Source organism: Geminicoccus flavidas, assembly GCF_009806515.1.
Lineage (GTDB): Bacteria > Pseudomonadota > Alphaproteobacteria > Geminicoccales > Geminicoccaceae > Geminicoccus > Geminicoccus flavidus.
The window spans coordinates 1-6,572 of sequence record NZ_WUJP01000607.1 but is presented as its reverse complement, the minus strand read 5'-3'; the positions used below and the strand labels follow the sequence as shown (position 1 = coordinate 6,572).

Here is a 6,572-nt window from a genome sequence, read left to right as displayed (position 1 = left end):
CACCATCTGGGACGTCGACTACGGCCTCTCGCACAACGTCAACCAGCACCCGGTGATCATCCGGATCGACACCGATGCCGACATCTCCGGTGCCGGCGAGGTGGGCTTGGCCTACGGCGACGGCAATCGCGGCGCCATCCACACCCTGACGCAACTGTTCGAGCGGCACCTCAAGGGCCAGGACGCCCGCCAGATCGGCGCGATCTGGGACCGGCTCTACCGCAAGACCTTCTGGGGCCAGAGCCCCGGTCCGGTCCTGTTCGGGGCGGTCAGCGCCATCGACAACGCCCTTTGGGACATCAAGGGCAAGGCGCTGGGCCGGCCGGTCTGCGACCTTTTGGGCGGGCGGATGTGGGACGACATCCGGCTCTATGCCAATGGCTGGTTCACGAAGATGGCCAGGCCCGAAGAGGCGGCCGAGCGGGTCCTCCAGATCCAGGCAGAGGGCTACTCCGCCTGCAAGCTCGACCCGTTCGAGATGAACCGGCAAGGCCAGTTCGAATTCCCGAACCGGCACATCCCGCGCGACTGGGCGCTGCTCGCCGTCGAGCGGGTCAAGGCGATCCGGGAAGCGGTCGGCCCCGACTTCGACATCTGCCTGGACATCCACGGCAATCTCGGCACCACCGACGCCATCACCTATGGGCGGATGCTCGCGGAATACCGGCCGTTCTTCTACGAGGAGCCGGTCGACCCTGGGAATTTCGATTCCATGGTGAAGGTCGGAGAGGAAGTGCCGATCCCCATCGCCGGCGGCGAGCGGCTCTACACCCGCTACCAGTTCCGGCCCTTCATCGAGCGGCAGGCCCTCGACATCCTCCAGCCCGACATCGGGCTTTGCGGCGGCATCAGCGAGATAATGAAGATCGCCGCTATGGCCGAGGTCTACAACCTCCATTTGCAGCCGCATAATTGCGGCGCCCCGGTGGCGACCGCGGCCGCCGTCCACGCCGTGTTCGCCATGCCGAACTTCATCATCCTGGAGTGGTTCCCCTACTGGCCGGACGGCCGCTACGACATCGTGACCGAGGCCTACGAAACCAGGGCCAGGAACGGCCGGCTGGCGGCACCTACCGCACCCGGCCTCGGCATCGAGCTGAACGAGGCCTATCTGGACCGGTTCGCCAAGCTGGTCCTGACCGGCTGAAGAAGCAGAAGTCACGCCTGTTCCGAGGCTTGGCCCGAATTCTGAAATTGCTAGCAAGAGCGCAACTCTCCGCTATGCGGCACGTTAGGTTCTCTTAAAGGGACCGTCTGCCGAGCCGAGCCCGGCAGGCACGCACAGGAAGGGTCGGCGCATGAGCAAGGTCACCATCAAGCCTTACGACGGGCCTGCGGGCGGCTGGGGCTCGGCGCAGTCGGTGATGCGTCATGTCGGTCGGGAAGGCGTGGCACGGGTCACGGCGGCCCTGCCCCAGCAGAACAAGACCGGCGGCTTCATGTGCGTGAGCTGCGCCTGGGCGAAGCCCGCCGATCCGCACCCGGCCGAGTTCTGCGAGAACGGCGCGAAGGCCACCGCCTGGGAGCTGACCACCAAGACGATCGGCCCCGAGTTCTTCGCCAGGCACACGGTTACTGAGCTGCTTTCCTGGCCCGACCACGACCTGGAGGAGGTCGGCCGGCTCACCCAGCCGCTGCGCTACGACCCTGCGAGCGACAAATATGTGCCGGTCGGCTGGCCGGACGCCTTCGTCGAGATCGGGCGCGAGCTGCGGGCGGTCGATCCCCATGCCGCGGTGTTCTACGCCTCCGGCCGCGCCTCGCTCGAGGCGTCCTACATGTATCAGTTGTTCGCCCGGCTCTTTGGCAGCAACAACCTGCCGGACAGCTCGAACATGTGCCACGAATCGACCTCGGTGGCCCTGCCCAAGAGCATCGGCGTGCCGGTCGGCACGGTGGGCCTGGAGGATTTCGAGGACACCGAGTGCATCCTGTTCTTCGGCCAGAACGTCGGCACCAACAGCCCGCGCATGCTCCACCAGCTCCAGGGCGTGAGCCAACGCGACGTGCCGATCATCACCTTCAATCCCCTGCGCGAGCGCGGGCTGGAGCGGTTCACCAACCCGCAGAGCCCGACCGAGATGATCCTGGGCCAGGAGACCCGGATCAGCTCGCACTACTTCCAGGTGGAAGCGGGCGGCGACATCGCGGCACTTATGGGGATCTGCAAGGCGCTGATCGCCCTGGACGATGAGGCGAGAGCCAAGGGTGAGCCCCTGGTGCTCGACCACGCCTTCATCCGGGAGCACACGCACGGCTTCGAGGCGTTCGCCGACAAGGCGCGGGCGACGAGCTGGAAGGAGATCGAGCGTCATTCCGGCCTGAAGCGGGCCGATCTCGAGGAGACCGCCCGGATCTACGCGCGCTCCCAGGCGACCATGGCCATGTACGGCATGGGCCTGACCCAGCACCGCAAGGGCGTCGAGAGCGTGCGGATGCTCGTCAACCTGCTCCTGCTGAAAGGCAATATTGGCAAGCCCGGGGCGGGCATCCTGCCGGTGCGCGGCCACTCCAACGTGCAGGGCCAGCGCACGGTCGGCATCTCGGAGAAGCCGGAGCTGGTGCCGCTCGACCGGCTGAAGGAGCTCTACGGGTTCGAGCCGCCGCGCTGGGAAGGCTTCAGCACGGTGGATGCCTGCGAGGGCATCGTCGAGGGCAGCGTGCAGGCCTTCATCAGCCTGGGCGGCAACTTCGTGCGCGCGGCACCCGACCGGGACCGGCTGGAGGAAGGCTGGCGGAAAATGCGCCTGAACGTCCAGGTCTCGACCAAGCTAAACCGCAGCCACCTGGTGACCAGCGAGATCTCCTACATCCTGCCTTGCCTGGGCAGGACCGAGACCGACCAGCAGGCGGCCGGGCCGCAGGTCGTGTCGATGGAGGACAGCACCGCGCGCATCCATGGCTCGCGGCCGGTCGCGACGCCGATCAGCGAGCATCTGCGCTCCGAGCCCGCGATCGTCGCCGGGCTGGCCAAGGCAACGCTCGACCCTAACCCGAAGGTCGACTGGGACGCCTGGGTCGCCGACTACAGCAAGATCCGCGACGCGATCGAGGCCACCTACCCGGATGACTTCAAGGACTTCAACCAGCGGCTCTTCCAGCCCGGCGGCTTCGCCCGGCCGCTCGGTGCCCGCGAGCGCAAGTGGGACACCGACACCGGTAAGGCCAATTTCGTGGTGCCCGAGGGCATGAACAGCCACGGGCTGGACCTGACGGAGGACATGCTCCGGCTGATCACCCTGCGCAGCAACGACCAGTTCAACACCACGATCTATGGCTACCGCGACCGGTTCCGCGGGGTGGAAGGCACGCGGATGGTCGTGTTCGTGAATCCCGATGACATGGCGCGCCTGGGCCTGAACGAGGGTGAGACGGTGACCCTGGTGGGCGAGTCGCGCGATCAGGTTCACCGGGAGTTCGGCGGGTTGCGGGTGGTCGGCTACGACATCCCCAAGGGCTGCATCGGCGCCTATTATCCCGAGTGCAACGGGCTGGTCCCGATCTGGCACCATGCCGAGGAGAGCAAGGTGCCGGCGGTGAAGTCGGTGCCGGTCAGCATCCGCAAGAACGGCCAGAGTGCGATGCAGGCTCAGCCAAGCTGAAAACGCGCCCTTCCCGCTCCTTATGACGTCGGCCGGTTCCGGGCATCCCGGGGCCGGCCGACCTGTGTTCACTGGCCCTCGCCCTCAGCCGGCTCCAGCGCGTTCTCGTCCTGAGTCTTGCTGATCAGCGCGGCGCATGGCGCATCCTCGGCAGTGCCTATGTCGATGAAGGGAAGGAAGGAAGCCAGCGGCGTCAGCACGACCCCGACCGCGACGGCGGCAGCACCACGGATGATCGCGGGCGTCGGATCGGGCATGACGCTGGGCTCGCCGAACCTTCCGCGGATATAGACGGGTGCGGGTGACGCGAAGATGCTGGTGTCCTTGGGGTGAGGCTCGAAATCCAACTGGATCGCCTCGGTGGACAGGTTCACGCCTCCTTTTGCGGTGATCACGCTGTCGGTGGTGTCCAGCACGATGTTCTGGCTGCGTGCGATTCCATCCGCCACCTGCAGATCGACGACCATGCAGCGCACCTCGAACAGGCGCTCGCCCGATCCAGGCTCGGTTCCCCCGAACAGGACGGGCAGGATCTCGGCTGGATCGAGGCCCAGCGCCTCGATCAGCAATGCAGTGATCTCGCCCTCCTCCATGATGACCGCCATCTGGCCCTGGCTGGTGTCCAGGACGCTGCGCAGGCTGTCACCCTCGCCTTTCAGCGCGACACGGGCCGACATCCGTCCGCTGCCATACTGCTGAAGGTCGAACTCGCCGAGGAAACGCTGCAGGTCCAGGCCGCTGCCGGAGAGATCGACCTCGACCGCCGGCGGATTGCGTTGGCCATCCGCCGCGAGATGTCCATCCACCGTAGCGCCCGCGATCCCTGCCTTGAGTGGATCGATGCGCAGGCGTCCCTCCTCCATGAACAGATGAACGTCCACGTCGTCCAGCGGCACGCCCTGTGCGCGGATTCGCTTGCCGCGGAAATGGACATCCGCGTCGATGGCATCCCAGGCATCGGCATGCAGCGAAGGATCGGGGATGACATGGGGATCGTCCTCCTCGGCCTGCGCCTGCTGTTCCTGCTCGGGCGACGCCGTCTCGCCTGGCCCCGCATCCGGCGCCCTCCCGATCAGGCCGCTCAGATCATCCAGGTCCAGGTTCTCTGAGGTGAGGTCGGCGGAGACCTTCGGGCGCTCCCCGCCCGGTGCGAAAGCGGCTGAGCCCGCAATGTCGCTGTCGCCGACCCGACCGTGCAGGCTCTCCAGCCTCGCCTCGCCGTTGCGGTAGGTGAGGTGGCCGTCCAGGTCGAAGGGGGGGATTTCGGGTGCCGGCACGCCGACCATCTCCATGGCCTTGGAAAGGTCCTGAGCGGCGATCTCGGTCTGCAGATCGACACCCTCCAGGCTGGCCGGATCGGCGATCGTGCCGTCCAGGGCAACCCGTGACTGCCCGATGGTCAGCGTGCCCTGGACCGGGAACGGCTGGTCGGAGCCGGCCAGCATCCGATAGGAGCCGAAGGTGCCATCCAGCTTCACGGGAAGGTCGTTGACCTGCCCTTCCCCCTGCAGCTTCATCCGGTCGCCTTCTCCCTGCGACTCCGCCGTCAGGCTCAGGGTCGACGCGATCTCCCGGCCGGACTGGGCGTCGCGGTAGGCGACCTCTGCATCCCGCACCGTCAGCTTGCCGACGAACGGCAGTTCCGCACGGTCATCGGGTGCTGCTGCCGCGGCCGCCTCGGCCGCCTCCGTTTGCTGCTCGGGACCGACCTGCCAGTTCGTCCGGCCCTGCTCGTCCCGCTCCAGATGGACCACCGGTCGGTCGACGGTGACCTCGGGGATCGTGAACTGCCCCTCGTTCAGGAAATCCTGGACGTCCAGGCTGGTCTCGACGCCGTTCACCGAGAGGAGTTGCCCGGCTTGGCCGCTCCAGCCGGCGTTGGTCACTTTCAGGTCCTGGGCATTCGCGCGCATGAGCCAGCCGGCCTGCTGCTCCGGACCTCCCTCGGAGTTGGCGGTCAGGCTGGCGAGGCTCGCGGAGAACTCCTGGTCGGCCTGAGCATCGCGATAGGCAACCTGCGCGCCGCGCACCGTCAGCCGACCGACATAGGGCAGGCTCGGCGGACCCGAGGTCTGATCGGCAGCGGCCTGATCCTCCTGCCCTCCGAACTGCCAGTTCGCCTCGCCCTGCTCGTTGCGCTCGAGGCTGGCGACCGGACGATCCAGGGTCAGCTCGGGAATGGTGATCCGCTGCGCGGTGATCAGGTCCCACAGGTCCAAGCTCGCCTCGACGGTCTGGACCGTTGCCATGTCCTCCCGGTCGCTCCACTCCGCGTTGCCGAGATGGACGTCGTGGGCGCGGATCCTGATGATCCAGCCGCGTTCGATCTCCAGGTCGCCGGCGATCCGGAACGGCCGGCCAAGCGCGGAGCTGACCGCCCGCTCCGCGTAGGGCTTGAGCACGTTCGGGTCGATCGTCCAGAACGCGACGGCGGCGCCGCCCACCAGCAGCACCACCAGGACCGCCAGCCCGATCAGGATCTTCTTGACCATCCAGGCCTCCGCTGCCCCATGTCCGCCCCTTCGGACAGGACCCGCAGGTCATTAATCCGTCAGGGCGCCGCTCGTTGCCGAAGGCCGCGGACTTTCTGCGCTAAGGCCAGGTCAGTTGGGCAGGTGGCCGCCGTCGACGAGTGCCTGCCGGGTGCCGGCCAGTGCGTCGCCCAGCAGGTCGAGCAAGGCGGCGACGTCCAGCCGCTCCCGGCTCAGCCGTTCCAGCTCGCGGGCGAGCCGGCCGATGCCGGTCAGGCCGAAGCTGGGTGCCGAGCCGGCCAGGCGATGGGCCAGCCCCGCCAAGTGCTCGGGGTCCTCCTGCCGGTCCAGCATCTCGGCATAGATGGTCACGCCGGTCTGGATCGCGTTCTGGAGGAACTGCGTGAACCGCTCGGGCCCGGCGGCCGCCTGCAGCTTGGCCAGGAGCGCGGCATCGATCAGCTCGCCTGGAGGCTCGTCCACCGGCACCACGGCCAGG

Annotated in this window: 4 protein-coding genes; 2 read left to right on the top strand and 2 right to left on the bottom strand. The window is 67.4% G+C overall.

The window, feature by feature from the left end:
• Nucleotides 1-1,147, top strand: a 1,147-nt coding sequence (locus EQG76_RS17200) for a mandelate racemase/muconate lactonizing enzyme family protein (protein WP_159715625.1), incomplete at its 5' end; no start/stop codon positions are given.
• Between the two features lie 151 nt (nucleotides 1,148-1,298).
• Nucleotides 1,299-3,602 carry an FdhF/YdeP family oxidoreductase gene (locus EQG76_RS17195; protein WP_159715624.1) on the top strand — a complete coding sequence of 768 codons (2,304 nt, stop codon included), beginning with the start codon at nucleotides 1,299-1,301 and terminating at the stop codon, nucleotides 3,600-3,602.
• 68 nt (nucleotides 3,603-3,670) lie between these two features.
• Here EQG76_RS17195 and EQG76_RS17190 read toward each other — a convergent pair whose 3' ends face one another.
• Nucleotides 3,671-6,094 (bottom strand): AsmA family protein, encoded by a 2,424-nt coding sequence (locus EQG76_RS17190; RefSeq protein WP_159715623.1) that lies wholly within the window; start codon nucleotides 6,092-6,094, stop codon nucleotides 3,671-3,673.
• Nucleotides 6,095-6,205: 111 nt separating this feature from the next.
• On the bottom strand, nucleotides 6,206-6,572 hold a 367-nt coding region (locus tag EQG76_RS17185; RefSeq protein WP_159715622.1), incomplete at its 5' end, for an Hpt domain-containing protein.